This is a genomic window from Parabacteroides goldsteinii DSM 19448 = WAL 12034, from assembly GCF_000969835.1.
GTDB classification, from domain to species: domain Bacteria; phylum Bacteroidota; class Bacteroidia; order Bacteroidales; family Tannerellaceae; genus Parabacteroides; species Parabacteroides goldsteinii.
This window is the reverse complement of record NZ_KQ033913.1, coordinates 211,733-234,307: the sequence shown is the minus strand read 5'-3', so window position 1 is coordinate 234,307 and position 22,575 is coordinate 211,733. Positions and strand designations below refer to the sequence as shown.

General features: G+C 47.6%; 11 protein-coding genes. 9 read left to right on the top strand and 2 right to left on the bottom strand.

The genetic code is table 11. The features are described from left to right. Nucleotides 1–3: 3 nt before the first annotated feature. Both HMPREF1535_RS14070 and HMPREF1535_RS14065 read left to right on the top strand, forming a co-directional pair. Nucleotides 4–489, top strand: coding sequence for a hypothetical protein (locus HMPREF1535_RS14070; protein ID WP_007652563.1), 486 nt, complete (start codon nt 4–6; stop codon nt 487–489). A 227-nt stretch (nt 490–716) separates the two neighbouring features. After that, a complete protein-coding gene (locus HMPREF1535_RS14065) occupies nt 717–4,049 on the top strand; it encodes an SUMF1/EgtB/PvdO family nonheme iron enzyme (protein ID WP_046147551.1) in 3,333 nt (1,110 codons plus the stop codon). 6 nt (nt 4,050–4,055) lie between these two features. Here HMPREF1535_RS14065 and HMPREF1535_RS14060 read toward each other — a convergent pair whose 3' ends face one another. Both HMPREF1535_RS14060 and HMPREF1535_RS14055 read right to left on the bottom strand, forming a co-directional pair. Further along, entirely contained in the window at nt 4,056–7,118 is a 3,063-nt protein-coding gene (locus HMPREF1535_RS14060) for an AAA family ATPase (protein WP_046146643.1), read from the bottom strand. Then, entirely contained in the window at nt 7,115–8,365 is a 1,251-nt protein-coding gene (locus HMPREF1535_RS14055) for an exonuclease SbcCD subunit D (protein WP_046146642.1), read from the bottom strand. The genes HMPREF1535_RS14060 and HMPREF1535_RS14055 overlap by 4 nt, the downstream gene beginning before the upstream one ends. A 411-nt stretch (nt 8,366–8,776) precedes the next feature. Between HMPREF1535_RS14055 and HMPREF1535_RS14050 the strand changes: the two genes are divergently transcribed. The 7 genes from HMPREF1535_RS14050 to HMPREF1535_RS14020 all read left to right on the top strand — a co-directional run bounded on the left by HMPREF1535_RS14050 (nt 8,777) and on the right by HMPREF1535_RS14020 (nt 22,507). Continuing rightward, on the top strand, nt 8,777–12,130 hold the full coding sequence (locus HMPREF1535_RS14050) for a SusC/RagA family TonB-linked outer membrane protein (RefSeq protein ID WP_046146641.1): 3,354 nt from the start codon (nt 8,777–8,779) through the stop codon (nt 12,128–12,130). 18 nt (nt 12,131–12,148) lie between these two features. Further along, nucleotides 12,149–13,948, top strand: coding sequence for a RagB/SusD family nutrient uptake outer membrane protein (locus tag HMPREF1535_RS14045; protein WP_007652558.1), 1,800 nt, complete (start codon nt 12,149–12,151; stop codon nt 13,946–13,948). 48 nt (nt 13,949–13,996) lie between these two features. After that, nucleotides 13,997–15,115, top strand: coding sequence for an Sb-PDE family phosphodiesterase (locus tag HMPREF1535_RS14040; protein WP_046146640.1), 1,119 nt, complete (start codon nt 13,997–13,999; stop codon nt 15,113–15,115). 229 nt (nt 15,116–15,344) lie between these two features. Next, nucleotides 15,345–15,905: an RNA polymerase sigma factor gene (locus HMPREF1535_RS14035; RefSeq protein ID WP_046146639.1), complete on the top strand. Its 561-nt coding sequence runs from the start codon at nt 15,345–15,347 to the stop codon at nt 15,903–15,905. A 90-nt stretch (nt 15,906–15,995) separates the two neighbouring features. Next, nucleotides 15,996–17,207 carry a FecR family protein gene (locus HMPREF1535_RS14030; RefSeq protein ID WP_046146638.1) on the top strand — a complete coding sequence of 404 codons (1,212 nt, stop codon included), beginning with the start codon at nt 15,996–15,998 and terminating at the stop codon, nt 17,205–17,207. A gap of 127 nt (nt 17,208–17,334) precedes the next feature. Further along, nucleotides 17,335–20,706, top strand: coding sequence for a TonB-dependent receptor (locus tag HMPREF1535_RS14025; RefSeq protein WP_046146637.1), 3,372 nt, complete (start codon nt 17,335–17,337; stop codon nt 20,704–20,706). Continuing rightward, nucleotides 20,681–22,507 carry a RagB/SusD family nutrient uptake outer membrane protein gene (locus HMPREF1535_RS14020; RefSeq protein WP_316246735.1) on the top strand — a complete coding sequence of 609 codons (1,827 nt, stop codon included), beginning with the start codon at nt 20,681–20,683 and terminating at the stop codon, nt 22,505–22,507. Before HMPREF1535_RS14025 ends, HMPREF1535_RS14020 begins: the two co-directional genes overlap by 26 nt. Nucleotides 22,508–22,575 lie beyond the last annotated feature (68 nt).

Sequence of the window (22,575 nt, the reverse complement as noted above, 5' to 3'; positions counted from 1 at the left end):
AACATGAAAACAAAAAGTTTATTAGTTTTAGCTGCAACAATGTTTGCTGCGTCATTCACATCCTGCAACAATGACATCATTGAGAAAACTCCGAATAAAACAGAAATTATAACAAAAAGTAGTATTGAAGGTGCTTATAATTCAAATTTCATGAATGATGGTATTCCTGATTATATAGCTGAGCCATTAGTTGATTTAGGTTCTTTTTATAAAGCAGAAGTAATATGTAAAGATTTTGAAACACTAGCCGACATAGAACCTGAAATTCATGGATACTATGCATGGAATGAGGATATGAGAGAAGGTAACGACAAAGCTCAGAAATTAGGGATTACATGTCGTGTGTATTTTACAATGTCAACACGTATTGGTCTTCAACTTCAAAATATAGATGACAACCAAGGTATTTTAATCATCCATACGGTTGCACGCAATAAGTATGATGGACATATGTATGATCGATATATCAAAGTTTCACTAAGTAATTAATAACAAACAATATTAATCTACCCAAATAAAGAATTAGTTATTTCTCAGATCTGCTATTTGGATCAAAAAAGAAAATAACTAATTCTTCTTTTCATATCCCCACTTCATTTCCACCATCCGAGATAATAGTGATCGCATTTGATACAATTTTATATGTTCCCGTACACAATTTAGGCATACATTTGTTTTGTACAATTGAAATAGAATAACTTTAACATATCATGAACATGAAATATAAAGCATATTTATGCTCTTTCCTGTTAACCTTCCCAATTCTGGGTAAGGCTTCAGCCGAAGCTGATTCGTTGCGTCAGGTACAAATAAGCCGGCTGCAAGAGCAAGTCAACTGGGTAAACCCGGAAGCTATACGCGCTTATTTGGACGATACAAAATCATCCTTGGGAGATAAAGCTCCGGTGCTCTATCAAAAGCTGGAAGAACTGGAAACGTTACTTCCCCAGGTAAACCGGCATTTATCTGAAGACACCACCCGGCAGACGATTGCCGAAGCAGAAAAACTGCTCGCCCTCAAACGGGAAATCATACTGGCTAATCCGCTGCTCGACGTAGACAAAATCCTGATAGCCCGTTATCGACTGGGAAATAAGGCACGCAAAGCGATGGGACCGTCGCTCGGGACCTCCGTTGCCAACTATAATTCTCTATTCTCCAGCCGCCGGAAAGGATATGATGCAGAAATCAGCCAGCTTTCAAATCTTCGCGGAGACATTCAAAGTAAAACGATCTATAAGCCGGAAGCGGATGTACCCATCTCAGATATACAACTGCACTGGGATGCAGACCGGCTGTTGTTCTCCTCTCTTAATGAGAACCGCCAGTGGCAAATCTATGAAATAAACACAGACGGAACGGGCCTGCATCAAAAAGTAGTTGTCGATGAACCGGACCTCGAATTTTGCGATGCCAACTACCTACCGGACGGAAAAGTGGTGGCCACCTGTAATATCGGTTATAACGGCGTCCCTTGCGTACATGGGGACGATGTCGTTGCCAATCTCGTTTCCTACGATCCGGAAACAAAAAATATCCATCGCCTGACATTCGACCAGGACGGGAACTGGGCGCCGATCGTCATTCCGAACGGCCGCCTGATGTACACCCGCTGGGAATATACTGACCTGACACATTATTTCTCCCGCATTGTTATGCACATGAATCCGGACGGGACAGAAAACAAAGCACTCTACGGAAGCGGTTCCTATTTCCCGAACAGTACATTCGACATGAAACCGCTCTCCAAATACAACAGCCGTTTTGTCGGTATCATCTCCGGCCATCACGGAACAGCTCGTTCCGGCCGGCTGATTATCTTCGATCCGGCCAAAAGCCGTAAAGAGGAAAAAGGAATGGTCCAGGAATTACCTTTCAGCAAACGCCCGATCGTCCCGATCATCAAAGACGAACTGGTGGAAGGTGTATGGCCGCAATTCATGAAGCCTTATCCTTTGAATGAAAAATATTTCCTGGTGGCCTGCAAACCCGGTCCCGACGCACTTTGGGGAATCTATCTGGTGGATATATTCGACAACCTTACCCTGATCACCGAGCAGGAAGGCGAAGGCCTCACCGCCCCCATCCCATTGAAAAAAACGGAAACACCGCCTATCATCCCGTCGAAAATCAAACCGGGAGAGAAAGAGGCTACCGTATTTATACAGGACATCTATGAAGGTGAAGGCACACAAGGCGTCCCGCGGGGAACAATCAAATCGCTCCGCATCTTCGCCTACGAATATGCCTATATCCTCGCTCCTTCCGACCATGATGCACAGGGTATTCAGAGCGGATGGGATATTAAACGTATTCTCGGTACCGTCCCTGTTGAAGAAGACGGTTCCGTCATGTTCAAGATACCGGCCAACACGCCTGTCTCTATCCAGCCACTGGATAAAAACGGGGCCGCTATCCAATGGATGCGAAGCTGGCTGACCGGTATGCCCGGCGAGATTGTCTCCTGCACGGGTTGCCATGAAGATCAGAACACGATTGCCATGCCTAAACGCACAATCGCCTCCACTATCCTCCCGCATAAACTGGAAATGCCCGAAGGAGGCGTCCGCCCGTTCACCTTCCGCCTGGAAGTGCAACCGGTACTGGACCGCAACTGCGTATCCTGCCACAATGGAACCATCGTCCAGCCGGATTTCCGGAAAGACCAGATGGTCACCTATAAACGTGGCATCCTGACAAAGCTGGAACGCCATTACGACCAGAGTTATCTGAACCTCCACCCCTACGTATACCGCCAGGGACCGGAATCGGATATCTATGTGCTTCGCCCTTACGAATATTATGCGAATAACAGCGAACTGATCCGTATCCTGCAAGCAGGTCACCACGGAGTAAAAATACCGGCAAAAGACATGCAGACCTTATACACCTGGATCGACCTGAATGCCCCCTATTTCGGAGCATTCACCCAACTGGACCTGAAAAAGGAAGCTCCCCAGAACCAGGTAGAACGCCGCATGGAACTGTCAGAGAAGTACAGTGGCGTACGTGTCGACTGGCAACAGGAGATTAAGGATTATGCAGCATGGCTGAAAAATAAGGAAAACAACGAAACAGACGGTACTACCGGAGCGACTTCGTCAACCGAAGCCAACGCAGGTACAACCAAGGACAAAAAGAAAACGAAAACAATTAAAGTCAAAGGTTTCCCGTTCAGCCAGGAAGAGGCCGTAAAGAAACAGGCCGAAGCCTCCAAGTCCCCACGTCAGCTGACTGTTGCTCCGGGTATCACACTGGATATGGTCTGGATTCCTGCCGGTACTTTTGCGATGGGTGACAATAACGATCCGTCTGCCTCACCTGCCTTCAAAACACAGGTTAAGGAAGGTTTCTGGATGAGTACCACCGAAATCACGAACGAACAATTCGGTGCCCTGTTCCCCGAACATGACAGCCGATATATCGGTCAGACCTGGAAAGATCATACGACTCCCGGTTATGCCGCCAATTTACCGAAACAGCCGGTAATCCGTGTGAGTTGGGAGGAAGCGAACGACTTCTGTAAAAAGCTGGGAGAGAAAAATCAATGCCGTATCGCCCTTCCGACAGAGACACAATGGGAATGGGCCGCCCGTGCAGGATCGGCCGGTGACTTCTGGTTCGGTGACCGTAAAGCAGACTTCGGCATCTACGAAAACCTGGCAGACAGTACGACTGTCGACCTGGCCGTCACCGGTGTAAATCCCAAACCGATGCGTTCCAACGATCCGATACGCCAGTTCTGGGACTTCCTGCCGAAAGAGTTGGGAGTCAACGACCACCATCTGATATCGGCCGATGTCGCTTCCATGAAACCGAATCCCTGGGGACTATACGACATGAACGGAAACGTTGCGGAATGGACCCGTTCCGATTACCTCCCCTATCCTCTCAAAGAGAAAACGGAAAAGGTCAAACCGGAACAGAAGATTGTACGCGGAGGCTCCTGGCGTGAACGCCCGAAATACTCAACCTCGGCCATCCGCAAGGCTTATTATCCGTGGCAACGCCCGTTCAATGTAGGGTTCAGGGTTATTGTTGAAGAGTAGAGTCAATCATATTACCTCCAAATAGCTTCTTCCATTCCCGGCACGGTTCACACGAATCTGTACCGGGATACGTTCCGTCATCTCCTGTACATGTGAGATTACTCCGATCTTGCGGCCTTGTGTACGGAGGCTTTCCAGAGCATCCATGGCAATCCGGAGGGTATCGGCATCCAATGAGCCGAACCCTTCGTCGATGAAAAGGCTTTCTACTTTCATCCTGTTGGAAGACAGGGAAGACAGTCCGAGCGCCAATGCCAGCGAAACCAGGAAAGATTCGCCTCCCGACAAACTGTGTACCGTACGGACCTCATCGCACATATCACGGTCGATAACCTGTAAAGCCAGCGTTTCAGGCACCCGTTCCAACCGGTAACGGCGGCTCAGGTCACGCAACTGCACATTTGCATAACTTAGCAATACATCCAATGTATATCCCTGGGCGATACGACGGAACTTGGCACCATCGGCCGAACCTGCCAGGTCATTCAGTTTCGCCCAACGTTCACTCTGCTTACGGCAGGCTTCGAGTTCTTCCTGCTGACTGGCTATCTTCCGTTTGTTCTCGGATTGGGTACGGAGCCGGAAAGCATATTCATTCTTTTCCTGGGTGATACGGGGAAGAAGAAGTTCCAGCACCTCCCCTTCATGAGTCCGATTCCAGGATTCTGACCAGTCGGACAAAGCCTTTTGGCGGACCAATAAATCTTCCGACGCTTTTTCCAGGTCGCGGGCAATCTGGTCGGAGATACCCCGCAACTGATCGGCAACACCCGACTGCTCCGTCTGAACGGCTTGCAGGCGTTTCAGGCGCTCTTTCAGTTCCTCTTTACGACGGTTGTAATCCTGTTCAACCTGGTCGGCCGGCTTACCGGAAAGCAGTTTAGAACGTTCGGCCCGGAGCGCGGTAAGTTCAGAACGGTTCTTGTCGTGACGCAGGGTAGCCTCTTCTACTTCTTTAGTCAGCGAAGGGAGGAAAGAGGCGTACGATTCGCATTCGGCTTTTTGGGCACTCTGCTCCCGTTGCAGTTGTTGCAGTTTTTCCGTATTTTCATGCCACTGACGGGCAAAAGTGGTTAAGGTATCCCGGAAAGAGTCCGGGTCCTGTTGCCAGGCTTTTTGCCATTCGTCATTCCCGAAAAGGCGGTTGGCAGCGGAGAGTGACTTCTCCAGCGTCTCCCGGCTTTCCACACGAATCGCTTCTTCACGGGTTATCTGCGTCTCAGCCAGTTTCTGACGTCCCTGCAAATCTGTACGGATATGGTCGGCCTCGGTAAGCTCCTTATGCAATTGCAGGAGTTGCTGTTGAAGCAGGCTTAGTTGCTTTTCATTGGCGGTATAGGCTGCTTTACGGGCATTCAATTGCTGGATTTGTAAAGTCATTGCAGCGATGGCCTGTGTGATGGGATTTTCACACACCCCCTGCCCCCTCTCAAGAGGGAAAAGGTTACCATCAGTTGCAACAAGGGGTATCCGGCTCCCCTCTTGAGAGGGGGCAGGGGGTGTGTTACCCTCCATTACCGGATGATGCGTACTCCCGCAAACCGGACAAGGTTTCCCTTCCTGCAATTTCTCCCGCAACTCCAAAACATCCCCGCTAACAGCCTGCCGGGCCTGTTCCACCAACAGATTCTCACGTTCCACACGAACAGCATCCATCTGTTTATCTAGTTCAGTTATATCGGTTTCTTTTTGGGTTTGTTCCAATTTAACTTTAGCATCTTCTGTCTTTCGCAAAGCCAGTTGTTTGCTTTCTATTGTGCGCTGAACAGTGACAAGTTGTGCAGTCTGACGTTCCGCCTCCCGTTTAACGGAAGTGATTGTTTTCACGGCCTTTTCCATTGTGTGGCGACTTGCGGAAGCTGCATCAAGATGCAACAGCAAAGCAGCCAACTGTTCAGCTATACTCTCCTTGCTACGATACCGTTCGCGCCAGTCGCTTAACCGCGTAATCTCGACCAAGCTTTGTTGTTGTCGGGTCCGGGCGGCTTTCAGTTTATCCTCTCCCTCCTTCTGCCGCCGGAGCACATCCCGCAGGCGGGTTTCCGTTTCTTTCACCGAACGGGTTACCTCATCGAGGCGCACGTCCAGTTTACGGGCTTGCTGCAAGTCCTGTTGCAAGGCTTTGAAGTCTGCTTCGGAACGTTGTTCATCCTGAATACCCTGTTCGTACTCTTTACGGGCGGTATTCAATAGTTCCGTAGCCCGGAGCAGTTTGGCGGCAGCCTCTTTCTGCTGAACCTGCCGGGATTCTATCTGCTGTCCGGTAGATTTAACAGCCTCCTGCAAAGCCTGTTGTTCTGCTTTCGCCTTTTCCAGGGCGGACAAAGCGGCTTCCGACTCTTTCAGCCGGGTTTGCAGTTCCTGTTCCGCTTCTTCCGTCAATAACTCGATTCCCTGGATACGGGCCTGTACCTTATCGTAAGCCTCTTTGGCAACGGCATTCTTTTCAAAAATCAGGCGGGAGATGGAAGAATAAAGTTCGGTGCCTGTCAGCTTTTCAAGCAGCGACGCTTTTTCTCCCTGTTCCGCTTTCAGGAAAGTGGAGAAATCGTTTTGCGCCAGCAGGACGGAACGGGTAAACTGTTCGAAGGTCAGGCCAATCAGTTCTACCGTACGCGCCTGCAATTCCGAACGGGTTCCCTGCTCTTCTTCTTCCTTATCTATATTATATAAGGTAACGCGGGGACTCTGCAAACGTCCGTTCTCCTTGTCGCGGGCACGTCCTACCGACCAGCGCGAACGATAGCGGTGACCGTTCAACGCCAGAAAGTCGACTTCCGCATATCCCGAAGCCGTCCCTCTTCGTAACAGGAAACGGGGATCGCTCTGGGGAAGCACCTCCTCATTCACATCCCGCAGTCTCACATTATTCTCTTTTGCCTGGTCCGTACGCGGCGTACGGGCAAACAAAGCCAGGCACATGGCATCCAATATCGTAGACTTCCCGGCTCCCGTCGGTCCCGAAATGGCAAAGATTCCGGCAGACAACAAGGGTTCGGCCGTAAAATCAACGTCAAAATCTCCTTCCAGCGAAGCCAGGTTACGGCCCCGTATCGCTAATATCTTCATAAAGAAACCTCCCGCATTACATCGTTGAACAATGATTCGATATCTTCCGGCAACTCGCCGCCATACTTACTGGTAAAGGCATGTTTCAGCATATCCAGCGGGGCGATACGTTGCAGGTCGTTGTAAGACAACGGACAGACCGTATCCGCCTCCTCCCGTTTCGGATAAGAGGGGACAATAGAAGTCAGGCGGACCGCTTTATCGACCAGCGCCTCTTCTACGCGGTGGCGGAATCCCGGGTCGGGCTCCGTCAGCAACACACGCACCTCCACATACGGCCAACGAGCCGGTTCGTCGCCCTCCTCCTGATTAGCCACACGCAGTCCGGCAAGCTGTTCAACCACCTCCTCCGGCGATGCAGGCTGCTCCGGAATCCGGTGCAAGGCGGCAAACAAAGGGACAGGCAGCGGTTCGACATCCGACAGGCATCCGTTTTCCACCGTAACGGCAACGACCTGGTGGCGGTAGTTCGTTTCCGAAAAAGACATCGGCAACGGACTGCCGGAATAGCGCAGGTTCTCCCTGCCCCCTATCCGCTGCGCTTTATGGATATGCCCGAGCGCTGTATAAGCCAGCCCTTCATCGAACGTATCGGAAGAGACGGATTCCAGACCGCCCATAATGATGCGCTCGCTACGGTCGTCGTCCGACAGTTCGGCCCCGGTAGCGTGCAGATGGCCCATGGCGACCAATGCCTCACCGGGCTGCCGCCGGGCATCGGCGAAATCATAGAGCTGGCGGTACATGCGGTTTATACCGGCTATATATGTATCATGCCCCTCCTCCGGAGCCGGATAATCTCCCTGACGCAGATAAGGAACGGCAAGACACCAGCCTTCCCGCTTTTTCTCCTTATTATATAAAGGTATCACCAGGGAATCGAAGTCAATCTCTCCACTTTCCGTCCGCCGGATAATCCCGACAATGGAGGTATTCAACTCTTCCAGCAAAGGAATCGGAGATTCCAGCCGCGCAGCCGAATCATGATTACCGGCAACGACAATAACCTGCAAATGCGGATTGCGCCGGTTCGCCTCTTTCAGGAAATGAAAGAAACGGCGTTGCGCCGAGGCGGACGGGTTGGCTACATCGAACACATCACCGGCAATCAACAGGACATCCGTCTGCTGTTCCGCCAGGGTATCCACCAGCCAGTTCAGAAAGGCATCGTGTTCTTCCTCCCGGTCGTAACCGAAGAAAGTCTGGCCGAGATGCCAGTCGGCAGTATGTATAATCTTTAAAGACATAGTTTGTATATCTTGTTTCCGTTAAAATGAAGATTCAAAGATAAAGGATAATTCAGACATATACAGCCTGGCGGTGACTTTATATAAACACAAAAATAACTGCCGGTATTGCATATCACAACTGGATTCCTTTCATATCACAGTTGGATTCCGTTTGTTTCACAGATGGATTTCTTTTGTATCACAGCTGTGAAACACAAAGAAGATCGGATGAAAACGCCAGTGGCTCGGGAGGTAATCAGTTCTGTCTGCCGGGTAAACGGTTGCATCCCGGCAGACAAATCCAGCTATCTCACAGGCATTTAGTTCTGTAACCGAGAAGTTATGGAATTGTCTTGGTAATGAAAAATAGCAGTAACCGGTTCGTAATCCGGGTACCCTACTTTTGCAGCAACAAAAAGGAACAAATTTATGACAAATTTTACTTCTGACTCGCGTGTAGGGCGTGTACTCCTACTCCCGGCCGGATTATTGGCTTGCAGCTTATTTACCCCTTTTACCGTAACTGCAAAGAATGACATTCCGGTAACAATCTCCCAGCAGGTTCGAACGAAGATACAGGTGAACGGTACCGTTACCGATGCGACCGGCGAACCACTGATCGGAGCGACCGTTCTCGAAAAAGCCAGCGGTAACGGAACGATTACCGACGTCGACGGAAATTTCAGCCTGGCAGTTCCCTCCGACGCCGTATTATCGGTTAGTTACATCGGTTACAAACCACAGAACATCGTAGTCAACGGCAAAACGACTTTCAATGTCGTGCTGGAAGACGACTCCGAGAAACTGGAAGAAGTGGTCGTTGTCGGCTACGGCGTGCAACGCAAGGTGAACCTCTCCGGTTCCGTAGACCAGATTAATGCCAAGCAACTGGAAGCCCGCCCAATCACGAACATTTCAAAAGGTTTGCAGGGGATGGTCCCCAACCTGAACATCGACTTCACCAGCGGTGAACCGGGACAGGCCGCTAAAATCAATATCCGTGGAGAAGCCTCCATCAACGGTGGCAGCCCGCTGATCCTGATAGACGGTGTCGCCTCGGATGCCGAAGAACTGAACCGGTTGCTCCCGGAAGACATCGAAACCCTTTCGGTGCTGAAAGATGCCTCCTCCGCAGCCATCTACGGGGCGCGTGCCGCCTTCGGTGTCATCCTGATAACCACGAAACAGGGTAGCAGCGACCGCATCCAGGTAAGCTACAATAACAACTTTGCCTGGAAACGCCCCTCTATCCTCCCTAACAAAACTTCCGACCCTTATATCTACCTGAAACTGAAAAACATCGCCGTACTCAACACTCCCTGGAGTTCCGGCCACGTCGCCAGCGACGAACGCCTGGAATGGGCACGCCAGCGCTCCGACAATCCTGACGGGACCGACCCGGTGCGCCTCAACCCGCTCGACGAAACACAGTGGGAATATATGGGAAACCGCGACTGGACACGTTATTTCCTGGATAAGAATACATTCAGCAATACACACCAGCTATCAGTCTCCGGCGCCACCGAGAAAACAAAGTTCTACCTTTCCGGCGGTGTGGACGATGAGAACGGTATCCTGGCCGGTATCGTAAAGAATGACAACTACCGCCGTTACAGTATGCGGGCCAAGGTCAGTTATAAAATATGGGACTGGCTGACGCTCTCGAACAATACTTCGTTTGTCGCCACCAACCGCATCAAACCGAGTTATCTTTCCAGCCGCGGCGAACCCTATATCGACAGTAACGGCATCCGCCAGAAAGGGAACGGCGACTCGAACATGAGCATCTTCTACGACCTGGCTCCCACCGACTGGGACAAGAACCCGGACGGAACCTGGGCAAACAATGCCGCCGGTATCGCCATGGCCCAGCTGGTAGACGGCGGCGAAGAAACGACCCAATACAACCGCCTGCAAAGTACGTTCTCCGCCGAGATGTCTTTCTGGGAAAAGATGCTGACGGTAAACGCCAACTTCACTTTCATGAAAGGAAACGAAGATTACGACTGGTTCAAAAACAAATATGTAATCGGATACGGGCCGAACGATATCCGCGAGCTGGGAGACAGCAAAGCCTACAAAAGCACGACCAACGATTATTACAGCGTACTGGAACTGTTTGCGACCTTCAACAAGGCTTTCGACAAACATTATGTGACCGGTATCCTCGGTTTCAACCAGGAATACAACCGCTGGAACTGGTACAAAGCCGAACGCGAAGGAATCATCTCGACCTCACTCCCGTCCATCGGACTGTCGTCGGGCGACCAATTCGTCAGCGAGCAATATGCCGACTGGGCCATCCGCGGGCTTTTCTTCCGTGCCAACTATACGTATGACAACCGTTATATCTTCGAAGTGAACGGGCGTTACGACGGAACATCCCGTTTCCCAAAGGAAAAACGTTTCGGGTTCTTTCCTTCTGCTTCCGCTGCCTGGCGCGTGGATGCCGAACCGTTCTTCGAATCTTTCCTTTCGACCGTCAGCCAGTTGAAGGTGCGCGCTTCATACGGTTCGCTGGGTAACCAGCTTGTCGGGGAATACGGTTATATCCCGGCCATGAGTTCGCAACTGGGTAATTACATCATCAATGGCAAATTACAGCAGGTGGTAACCCCTCCTTCGCTGGTCTCTCCGGATTACACCTGGGAGGAAGTGCGTACCCTGAACGGAGGTCTCGACCTGGCTTTCCTGGATAATAAACTGACAGCCACTGTCGATGTGTACCGCCGCGACACCAAAGGAATGCTTACGCTGGGTAAAGAACTTCCGGGCGTACTCGGCGCCAGCGAACCGAAAGAGAATGCCGCCGACATGAAAACAACCGGTTGGGAGCTGACAGTCGGCTACCGCGACCAGTTCCAGCTGGACGGCAAACCGTTCAACTGGGGTGTCAAATTCATGCTCTCGGATAACCGTTCGTGGATTACCCGATTCGACAACCCGAACGGGAGCCTTACCCAATATTACCAAGGACAGGAACTGGGCGAAATATGGGGATTGCAAAGCGACGGTTTCTTCCGGAGTGAAGATGAAATCAAGAACCTCGACCAGTCGTCCATCATCCCCTGGGGCGCTCTGGAAATCGTCAACGGATGGCCGAAATATAAGGACCTGAACGGTGACAAGAAAATCACCAAGGGAAGCGTCACCGTAGGTGACCCGGGCGACCTGAGTGTCATTGGAAACTCTTCTCCCCGCTTCCGCTTCGGGTTCAACCTGAATGCCGAATGGAACGGATTCGACCTGTCGGCCTTCTTCCAGGGGATTGCCAAACGCGATTATTATCCGATGAGTTACCTCTATTGGGGATTCTACCAGCAGCCGTATGCCGGCGGCCCCGAACACCTGTTCGACTTCTACCGCCCGACAACCGACAGCGATGTGGATATGGCCAAACACTCACAGTCCTATATCAATGCCGGGCTGGCAAACCAGAATCTGAATGCCCGTTATCCGGTGCTCCAGTCATGGCTCGCCGACAAGAACCTGGGTACCGATATCGACCAGTCAATGGGATTGGCTATCCCGCAGACCAACTATCTGCTGAACGGCGCTTACCTGCGTATCAAGAATATCACGCTGGGATATACCCTGCCGTCCGAATGGACCCGGAAGGCGCATCTGAGCCGGGTACGCGTATTCGTCAGCGGCGATAACATCTTCGAATGGAGTGCTCTGAAGAAATATTTCGACCCCGAAGCCGTTACCGACGCATCCAACTACGGTTATGTCTATCCGTTCAACCGCCAATACTCATTCGGCGTCAATGTCACATTCTAATCATCAAAAAAAGCAACAATGAAAAAAGAGTTATATTACCTGGCAACGCTTCTTACGTGCCTCGCATCTGCCTCCTGCAACGACAATTTTATGGAACGCCATCCGCAGACGGAGATTGGCGTAGACAGTTACTTCAATACGGAGCAGGACTTGAAAATGTATTGTTACAACCTGTACGACTTCCCAAACTTCAACAATTACACAGCCGATGCCGGAACCGACAACCAGGCAACGACAGACGTTGTGGAAGTAAAGAACATCATGATTTCGACCAACGCCAATTCGACAACGGTGAGTTCCGGATGGGACTGGGAGAAATTACGCACAATCAATCTTTTCCTCGATAACTGCGAAAAGGCTACCGTAGCCGAAGACGTGCTTGCCCATTACCAGGGAGTAGCCCGCTTCTTCCGGGCCCGTTTCTATATGGACAAGGTAAAACGTTTCTCCGACGTGCCCTGGTACGACAAAACGCTGACTACCTCAGACGAAGACTTGTACAAACCTCGTGACTCCCGCGACGTTGTCATCCAGAAGATATTTGAAGACTACCGGTTTGCCGCCGAGCACGTGAAGACCGGCCAGGAGACAGGCGCCGTGGATAAATGGGTAGTCCTCACCTATATGGCACGCCATGCGCTGTACGAAGGTACCTATCGCAAATATCACGACGAACTGAATTTGCAGGGTTCAGCCAACACCTATCTGAAAATAGCCGCTGATGCCGCTCTCCAAATCATGAACGAAGGAGGCTTCAGTATCTATACGACCGGCGATACGGATAACGATTACCACACCTTGTTTGAAAGCCCCGACCTGAGCAGCAATCCGGAAATCATTCTGGCCACTTATTTCGACAGAAAGATAAAAGGGAATGGCTTCTGGGCTTTCATGTTCGGTAATTATATCCCTTGCCCGACCAAAGATCTGGTACAATCTTACCTGATGAAAGATGGTACCTACTACTCCGCCCAGCCGGGTTATGAAACCAAACAGTTCGTGGAAGAATTTCAGAACCGCGACCCGCGTATGTGGCAGACACTCGCCTGGCCGGGATGGGAACTGATCAACACGATGACCTATGCCCCGGGAGCCGGCATCTATGTGCAGAATCTGAACAAGAACTTCTCCGGCTACCACCAAATCAAAGGTTTCATCAATAATAAGGACGAGGATTATTACCTGGGCATCGATTACCCTGTACTGCGTTACGCCGAAGTACTACTGACCTATGCCGAAGCCCGTGCCGAACTGGGTGAATTAACCCAGGACGATTTGGATAAAACAATCAACCGCCTCCGTTCGCGTGCCGGCATCCCTGCCCTGAAATTGAATCCGGCAGCCGATCCGGTCATGCAGAAAGCCTTCCCTGGCATCTCTTCCACCTTACAGGAGATACGCCGCGAACGTCGTGTCGAACTGGCCCTCGAAGGTTTCCGCTACGATGACCTGATGCGCTGGAAATCCGGCAAATTACTGGAAAAAGAACCCGAAGGCCTCTACTTCCCTTCCTTAGGCAAATTCGACCTGACAGGCGACGGTGTAGAAGATATTTACCTGATTCCTTCCTCACAGGATATCCCCGCCGAAGCGGATAAGGAAACCAATTCGCTGGGTAAAAAGCTGGTATATTACAAAACCGGCACAATCGATGACACGAATGCGACTGTTTACCTGGCCGAAGGGACAAAAGGAAATATCCTGACGATTAAAGACATGGGTACCTTCCAGGAACCCAAATTCTATTACCGCCCCGTCCCGAAACACGAGGTCGACCTGAATCCGGCATTGGCTCCGCAGTTGTTCGGGTGGGAATAAAACAAGTGATACATAGACATAAGATAATAATACTAAAAACAAAAATATATGAAAACGACAAATGTATTAATCGCCTTATCATTCATGGCGGTAAGCGTATGTAGCCATGCACAGGATGCGCTACCCAAACAAATAAAAGTAGGAAAAGAGCGAGTGAAGGCACGCAAGGAAATCCGGTTACCCGAAATAGACGGATATAACCTGTTGAAATGTGATTTCCATATCCATACAATCTTCTCCGACGGCATCGTATGGCCGACATTGCGGATACAGGAAGCCTGGGAAGAAGGTCTCGACGCCATCGCCATCACCGACCATATCGAAGGGCAGCCGGCGCGTCCCGGTGTAGAAAAAGGAAATCATAATTATTCCTTCGACCTGGCAAAAGAGGAAGCGGACCGCCGGGAAATCATCCTGATAAAAGGGGGCGAAATCACTCGCTCGATGCCTCCCGGACATCTGAACGCCCTGTTTGTCAAAGATGTAAATGCGCTCGACCAGAAAGATTACATGAAAGCAATCGAAGAAGCCCACAACCAGGGTGCCTTCATCCAATGGAATCATCCGGGATGGGGTGTCGACTCTATCCTATGGCACGACGTACACGAAACGCTCTACCAGAAAGGCTGGCTGAACGGCATCGAAGTATTCAACGAATTTGAATGGTATCCGGTCGCCCTGAACTGGGTAAACGAAAAGAACCTGACCTTACTTTGCAACACCGATGTACACGACGTCATCGAACGCTTATATGATTTCCGCACCACCAGCCACCGTCCGATGACGCTTGTCCTGTCGAAAGACCGCACGGAAGAAGGAATCCGCGAAGCTCTTTTCGACCGCCGTACCCTGATATGGTTCTATGACACTCTGATGGGAAAAGAAGATTTACTGCAAAAGTTCTTCGAGGCTTCCGTCGAAATGAAACCGGTCCACCACTCCACCCCCGAACGTTCATACCGGAGTATTGTGAACCATACGGATGTCCCCTTCCTCCTCCGGAAAACAGATAAAAATGCAAACGGTTATCCGGAAACAATCGAGATACCCGCTGGAGAAACGATACTTGTCATACAACCTAAAGCAAACAGCAACCAATCGGTGTCTTACCTGGTCGAGAATATGATTATCAGTCCGGAAAAGAGATTAGAGGTCCGGCTGTTCTAAACAGAGTTTTTACCTTAACCCAAAAAACAAAGTGTATATAAAAAACACTGAAACTATGATTTCCCCCGTCATTTTACAGATGCCGGGGGATTAATTTTCTCCCCTTTACCGATTATCAGTTAATAAAAACATTTACCACATTTTCCAATTGCCCCTTATTTGATATTATCAAAATTAAACCCTTATCTTTGCAATCCCTGTTAATAACTCATAATTATGACCTGTAAAAATGGAGATAGTTGAAAATGACAAACTTATATGGAACCGCTTTCTGGCGGGAGACAATGAGGCTTTTTCCGAAGTCTATCAAAAATATGTCCAAAGTCTCTTTTTATACGGTCTACAATTTACTTCCGACCGGGAGCTGGTAAAAGATTCCATTCATGACCTTTTTGTTAAACTATACAACGGGCGGAATAACATTAGTGAGATAAAAAACGTAAAAATTTACCTGTTCGTCCTCCTGAAAAATATCTTGATCGACGAATTCAGAAAGAATTCAAAAATAGCTACAACAGACAATCTTCAACCATTAGAGAATAAAACGGCCAGCGCTGAAGATGAGTTTTTAGATCGCGAAGAGGCTTTCCTTGCACAACAAAAAGTAAAAGATTTGATGTCTGTACTGACACTGAGACAGCGCAAAGCCATATTTTATCGCTTTATAGAGGGCATGGATATCAAAGACATTTGCGAACTAATGGATATGAACTATCAATCCGTGGTCAACCTGATCCAACGCGCCCTCACTAAAATCCGGAATTCCAGCCTTCTCTATCTGCTGATCTGAGAAATAAAAATTATTTTATTTTTTCCCGAAATAAATGAGTATATAAAAATACTTCATCCGTCCTGTTCTAAAATAAAGCAAAATAATGCCATGGAACAGAACAAATATATCAAATTCAAATATGAAGATTTTCTTCAGGATCCATATTTCCTGGAATCCATGAAAACACCTTCGGATGAATCTATAGCTTTCTGGGAAAAAGCAAAACAGACATTCAAAAATCCGAAAGAATTTGAAGATGCATGCAAATATATAGACAAACTGAATGAAGAAATTGCAGAAAAAGCATTGACAAAAGAGGAAATATCCTTATTATGGAAACAGATATCCGATGATACATTCTCACATGTTCCCATCAGAAAAACTCTCCACAGCCCTTGGAAATTCATTCAGATCGCAGCCTCTGTGGCTGTTATCCTCTTTTTCGCCTACTGGATTTATGATCAAGATAAAGCCAAAGACGACAGTATTCTTTCATTCGCCTTGCAGACCACCCATACAGTTCCCGTAACCGAAGATGAATCAGTTCTGATTCTTTCCGATAAGAAGCAAGTCCGCATGAAAGAAGATGAAGCAACTATCTCTTATAGTAATCAAAACAAAGTCATTACAGTACAAAAAGATGATAAGGAAGAAGTTATCTCACAAGAAGAAACATTTGTTTACAACCAATTAGTAACTCCAAAGGGAAAACGATCAACCCTGATCCTCGCCGATGGGTCGAAAATATGGCTAAATGCAGGTACCCAGGTTATCTATCCCAAAGAATTCCAGAAAGATAAGAGAGAGATTTTTGTCAATGGAGAAATTTATATCGAAGTTACCCCTGATAAGGAACGACCTTTCTTTGTAAAAACCAGAAATCTGGATGTGCGTGTATTGGGGACTAAATTTAATGTTATGTCTTATTCGGATGAAACACTCGAAAGAATCGTCTTGGTTTCCGGTTCAGTTGCAGTCGATAATCGTAATCCGGAAAATGAAGAAGTCGCCCTTTCCCCTAACCAGATGTATGAAGTAAATAATCACAAAGCACGTGTTAGCCAGGTAGATACTTATAATTTCATATCCTGGATACATGGTCTTTATATTTATAACGACAAATCACTAGATGAAGTATTGGATGGTCTTTCCAGATACTACGGCATACAGATCGAATTTAACGGTAAAAGCAGTACCCGCTACTCAGGTAAGCTTGACCTGAAACAAAGTTTCGATGAATTACTGGACGGCATGAAAGGACTCACTAACATAGAATACACAAAAGACGAGAATAATAAATATAGTATTAATTGTAAATAAAGAAAGGAGGAAATATCATGGGATAAAAAACACATAAAAAAAGTCGGGCTATACGACCAATATCCCCCGACTTCATTTAAGCACACATTAAATAAATAATGTATAACTGATAAATCGATACAAATGTATGGAAAATAGAGAAAAATCGTATCATAAAATAGTTAAAGTAAAGCAAATACACTGGACAATCGTCCTCGTTTTATTCCTTCTCTTCGGGAATAGTCTTTCGGCCAGTATTTTACAGATCAATGTACAAAGCCAGCTTCTGACAGTGAATGTCAATGAAGAGAGTATCAAAAACATATTCTCAGTCATCGAAAACAACAGCGAATATGTATTCTTCTACCCCACGCATATCGACCTCAACCGGAAAGTAACAATCGATATCCAGAAAGGAACAATAAATCAGGTCCTAACGGAACTTTTCAGGGGTACGAACATTACTTTTTCCGTTTCGGGGAAGCAAGTTTATGTAAAGATGAAAACAACCACATCCCAGATTGAACAGGAAAACCGGGGAATCAAAGTAAAAGGTAACGTGACTGACTTTAACGGCCAGCCGCTTGCCGGTGTCTCAATCCAACAGAAAGGAACAACCAACGGAACAATTTCTGATATCGACGGCAGCTATTCGATCTCCGTTCCTGACAAATATGCCATATTGGTATTTTCCTATATCGGTTTTGTAGCTAAGGAAGAAACAATAGGTAGCCGGGAAATCGTCAATGTCGTGATGTCGGAAGATGTCGGACAATTGGAAGAAGTTGTCGTTGTCGGATACGGAACACAAAAAAAAGTAAGTGTAGTAGGTTCCGTATCCAACATCTCCGTAGGAGAGATTAAGAAAGCAGCCACTCCTTCACTGTCAAATACATTGGGTGGCCAGTTGCCAGGAATCATTACTCGCCAGGCAACCGGTGAACCTGGTTACGATCAGGCAAGCGTTTATATCCGGGGTATAGCTTCTTGGGTAAACCGCAATCCGCTAATCCTTGTCGATGGTATCGAACGTGATATGAACAATATCAATACGGAAGAAATCGAAAGTATTTCCATCCTGAAAGATGCTTCCGCCACAGCCGTTTATGGAGTGAAGGGCGCCAATGGTGTAATCCTGATCACAACCAAGCGCGGAGAGATAGGCAAACCGAAAGTTTCGATCCGTACAGAGTTCGCTGCTGTACAAGCCCTGAGATTACCGGAATACATCAACAGCGCTGAATATGCAGGATTGATCAACGAAGGGCGTGCTAATGTAGGTAAGCCAGCCCGCTATACGGATACGGATATCGCTCTGTATGCTGATGGCAGCGATCCTTATCTGCATCCGAATGTAGACTGGGTTAATGAAATCCTGAAAAAGAATACATTCCAGAACATCACCAACATGAACGTCACCGGAGGTTCTGAGATTGTCCGCTATTTCGTCAATGCCGGCTACACTACATTGGGAGGATTGTATAAAACTGACAGCGAAAACAACTATAATACCAATGTACGGGTAGATCGCTATAACTTCCGGTCACGCATAGAAATCAACCTGACAAAACACTTCCTCATCGACCTGGGTATTGGTGGTATCATTCAGAAAGGAAACTATCCGAACATGGGACAATATGATATCTATTATAATCTGCGTGCAACTCCTCCGTTAGCGTTTCCGAAACAAAATCCGGATGGTTCCGTGGGAGGCATCATGTCTTTTCTTGGTTCCAATCCGTGGGCTGTGATGACACAGTCCGGATATAAGGTAAACAACCGGAATACCTTACAGAGCACATTCGGCGTTAAATGGGACCTATCGGAACTCGTGAGCAAAGGTTTATCACTCAGTGGACGTTTCTCCTACGATTATTATTCGGATGCATGGAACACTCGTTCAAAAGTGTTTGAAGTAAAACAGTATTTGGGAAAAGATGAAAATGGCAATGATCAATATACGGTATTACGTGAAGCAACACCAATGACCTACAGTTCCGGAAATAGCTCTAACCGCGCATTGTATTCGGAAGCATCGCTGAATTACGACCGGGCATTTAATAAAATACATAATGTATCCGCCATGTTGCTATACAACCGCCGCGATTATGTTGACATAAATGCCAGTAGTTCTATTCTGAATCTCCCTTATCGTCGACAGGGACTTGCCGGACGCTTCACATATGACTATGACCACCGCTACCTGACCGAATTCAATTTCGGGTATAACGGTTCGGAACAGTTCCCCAAAGGAAAACGTTATGGTTTTTTCCCGTCTATATCAGCAGGCTGGGTACTCTCAAACGAAGCTTTCTGGAAAGCATCATTCATTGATAACCTGAAGATCAGAGGGTCTATCGGTAAAGTCGGGAATGACATCTCCAACAATGCCCGCCGTTTTCTATATTTGACAACAATCGACAAAAATGGTCCCAGCTATCCGTTCGGACAAACCTTTAACTGGTATCAAGGAATTCAGGAAGGACAGATCGGAACTTCCGATGTTACCTGGGAAACAGCTACCAAAGCAAATGTTGGATTCGACATATCCTTTTTCAATAAACTATCTTTGCAGGTCGATGCTTTCTCGGAAAAACGAAAAGGCATCCTGATCGAGCGCCAGCGCATCCCCGATATCTATGGATATCTGGGTAATTCGATACCACAGGGCAATCTGGGTAAAGCCAAAAACTATGGTGTCGACGGAGCACTGGAGTTCAAAAATCAAACGACCTCCGGAGTGTTCTACTCCTTGCGTGCTAACTTTTCTTATGCACACAACGAAATCATAGAAAACGATACTCCGCTACCTAAATACGATTATCTGGACAGCCGGGGACATCCGATCGACCAACCATTCGGCCTAATTGCACTAGGCTTGTTCAAAGATGACGAAGAGATTGCCAACAGCCCGAAACAAACTTTCCAGGAAAAAGTCAGGCCCGGTGATATTAAGTACAAAGATATCAACAATGACGGCGTTATCGACAGTTACGACCGGGTAGCAATCGGCTATCCGCGCATGCCGGAAATCATGTATGGATTTGGAGGTACAATCTCTTATAAAGGATTCGATGCCAGTATATTTTTTACCGGAGCTACCCGTACCAGTCTCTTCCTTGCAGGGCTGACCATCTGGCCATCCATGGACGGAGAAGGATCATCCAATATCCTGCGTGAATATTATGAGAATCGCTGGACACCGGAGACTGCCGGTACTGCCAAATATCCAGCCATTACCGACAACAAAAACGAGAACAACTTCCAGACCTCTACCCTGTATATGCGCGACGGCACATACCTGAAACTGAAAAATGCAGAGATAGGATATACCCTTGACAAGAAACTGACACGAAAGATCAACATCGACAATCTGCGTTTCTTCGTCAACGGCCTAAACCTATATAGCTGGGATAAGATCAAGATCGTTGATCCGGAATCTAACGACGGTACCAATAGTGGAACAGGAGCTTACCCTACTTCCCGGACCTTCAATGTGGGATTACAAGTTAATTTTTAATCAACAATATAAGAATGTTATGAGAAAATATATTTATAGTTCACTATTGTTTATACTGCTTTGTTCCTGTGCAGATTACTTAGAAAAAACCCCTGACGAAGACATGACTCTACAGGAGGTTTTTGAAAGCAGAAATTATGCAGAAAAGTTTTTAACATCTGCTTACACACACATGAGCAGGGAATGTTACCAGGCTGATAATGCCGGTTTTGCCGGAGGAGCTTCCGACGAGTTGGAGATCACCTGGACCTACCCATACTGTAACAAACTGAACGAAGGTAGCTGGAACCCCAGCACAACAACTTTTGAAAATTGGAAAATCTATTGGGAAGGTATCCGTATTACCAATATTTTTTTGGAAAATATAGATAAAACACCGATGGATCAGGAAGCTAAAGATACCTGGATCGGAGAAGCTTATTTCCTGCGTGCTCTCTACCACTTCTATTTATTCCGCATGTACGGACCGATTCCTCTCGCTGATCAAAGTTTTGATGTTAACAACGCTTCTGCTATAGAAAGAAAGCCAGTCGGTGATTGTGTTCGCTTTATCACAGAAGATTGTGACAGGGCCCTGAACACTCCGATACCCATGCAGGCGACATCCAATCAATACGGGCGGGCGACCAAAGCTGCTGCCCTGGCTCTGAAAGCAAGAACATTACTGTATGCAGCCAGTCCTTTGTTCAATGGGAATACCGATTATGCGAATTTCAAAAATACTGACGGGACACAACTAATCCCGACAAGTACCGACAAAGAACTGTGGAAACAAGCAGCCGATGCTGCACTGGCATGTATTAATCAATGCGAAGGAGCCGGATATGCACTCTACAGAGAAAATGATCCAATGAAATCATACCAGAACCTGTTTCTAAAACGTTGGAACAGCGAGGTCTTGTTTGCCCAGAATATGGAGGACAACTGGTTGCACGAGTCTTATATGAATCCAAACGGCATGGGAGGATGGAGCGGTTACTGCCTGACACAGGAAATGGTCGATTCTTATCATATGGCAAACGGCGAACGTCCCATACTGGGTTACAATGGCGACGGAACTCCCATTATCAACCCGGCTTCGGGATATATGGAAAAAGGGTTCAGTACAAAAGCAGATCCAAACGGGTACTATCCGGACAATATCTATAATATGTATGTAGACCGTGAACCTCGTTTCTACGCCAGTGTCAATTACAACGGTGCCATGTGGAAAGGTCGTCGGATAGAATTCTGGCCAGGAGGAAAAGATGGAAAAACAACAGGGCCCGATTATACTAAAACCGGTTATCTGGTTCGTAAAGCATCTGACGAAAATTACGACTTGCCTACCGGAAACGGAAAATCACTCTATACCTGGATCATTTTCCGTCTGGGTGAACAATACCTCAATTATGCCGAAGCGATCAACGAATATGAAGGTCCTTCAAAAGCGTATCCTTACCTAAACACTATCAGAAACCGTGCCGGTCTGCCTGACCTGCCGAAAGGTCTGAGTCAGGATGAAATGCGTGAAAAAATCCGTCATGAAAAACGGATCGAGATGGCCTTCGAATCACAACGGTATTATGACTGTCGTCGCTGGAAAATCAGTCCACAGACTGACGGATCATGGATACACGGAATGAATATCAATGCAGGAACAAGCATACGTGATGAAGCATTCTATGAAAGAATAACTGTAGAAAAGAGAATATTCGAAAACAAGCATTACTTGTGGCCTATACCTCAGAACGAAATCGATAAATGTCGTCCAAGTCTGATACAGTCACCAGGGTGGGAGCTTGACGAAACAAGGAATTAACAGTCCCATATTCAAACCCTGATCTGCATACTTCCTACAGAACAGCTCGTCTGCAAAGACAGCGACAA